Raw genomic sequence first — 763 nt, 5'->3', positions numbered from 1 at the left:
CCGCCGTCCTCTCACACCACCGTACGTACGGTTCCGTATACGGCGGTTCAGGTTATACGGATAAACCGTTAATCGTATCCAGTATCGAGACCAGTCCGAGCTGGTCCCACAGCCTCTTCGGCAGCGCCTGATTCATATGCGACGCCCCCGAATTCCACCAAGGACCTCGGCCATTGGCTGCTGATGTACGAGCACGTTCTTCGTGGATCCCCAGTCGCATCAGGTTGCGGCCCCTCGTTGGGGGCTGCTTCCATTGGCGCCAGACGATACATCGAAGTTTGCGTCGTACCCAGCCGTCCAGCCCTTCAAGTGGCTTCTTGCTTTGGCTGAGCTTGAAGTAACCTGCCCAGCCACGCAGCATCGGGTTTATCCGCTCGATGACGTCCGCCATCTTGTGGCCCCGCGCTCCGCGCAACAGCTCTCTAAGCCGGTCGCGTAAGCGCCCTAGGCTCAGCGTCGCCACTTTCAGCCTCGGCTGCTTATGCCAGCTCATCCCATAACCCAGGTAATCACAGACCCACGGCCGTGCCACGCGGCTCTTTTCCCGATTCAGCGTTAGTTTCAGACGCTGATTCAGAAAGCGCTCAACCCCGGCCAGCACTCGTTCGCCAGCACGGCGACTGCGTACATAGATGTTCGCATCATCGGCATAACGCACGAAGCGATGGCCGCGCCGTTCCAACTCTCGGTCGAGTTCGTTGAGCAGGATGTTCGACAGCAACGGCGAGAGAGGGCCGCCTTGCGGCGCCCCTTCCTGCCGTCG

At 60.2% G+C, this 763-nt stretch carries 1 protein-coding gene; it reads right to left on the bottom strand.

The genetic code is table 11. From position 1 onward, the window contains the following. Positions 1–52: 52 nt before the first annotated feature. A partial coding sequence (locus HU806_RS26215) for a group II intron maturase-specific domain-containing protein (RefSeq protein ID WP_273018715.1) occupies positions 53–763 on the bottom strand: 711 nt, incomplete at its 5' end.

The organism is Pseudomonas sp. SWRI154, from assembly GCF_014268645.1.
GTDB lineage: Bacteria > Pseudomonadota > Gammaproteobacteria > Pseudomonadales > Pseudomonadaceae > Aquipseudomonas > Aquipseudomonas marvdashtae.
Note: the sequence above shows the minus strand (reverse complement) of the source record. Positions and strands in the feature narration are given on the sequence as shown.